Annotated in this window: 1 protein-coding gene; it reads right to left on the bottom strand. The window is 40.4% G+C overall.

What is annotated here, in order from left to right:
- Positions 1-190 (bottom strand): hypothetical protein (locus tag ACTQ3A_RS13985; RefSeq protein ID WP_441495353.1); only part of this gene is annotated, 190 nt, incomplete at its 3' end.
- Positions 191-344 lie beyond the last annotated feature (154 nt).

The following is a 344-nucleotide window of genomic DNA, read 5'->3' as shown; positions in this document are numbered from 1 at the left end:
CTCTGTATTTTTTGAAATGAAGTTCTTTCCCGTTTCCATAGAGGACTGCTTCGACGCCCTTCCAGACACGGGTGGCTTCTTTTTGTATCTGCTGTGAGGAAAGACATTTCCAAAACTGTTTTCCGCAGACTTTGATGTATGACTGAAAAGCATACTCAGACAAACCGTGAGTCCGAATGATTTCTGCCATTTGCCTGGAAATCAATTTTCGCCTTGTCTTTTCCTCTATTGAAAGAGTATCCTTTTTCAGGAGCTTCTTATATTCTGCTTTTAGAGATTGATATTCGGCATCATATGACAGTCTTTTCAGACGTTTTTTGGCATGCTTGACGATTACGTTATGG

The organism is Bilifractor sp. LCP21S3_F8 (assembly GCF_052117805.1).
Classification (GTDB): domain Bacteria; phylum Bacillota; class Clostridia; order Lachnospirales; family Lachnospiraceae; genus Bilifractor.
The sequence above is the reverse complement of the archived record's forward strand: the minus strand, read 5'-3'. Positions and strand labels throughout refer to the sequence as shown.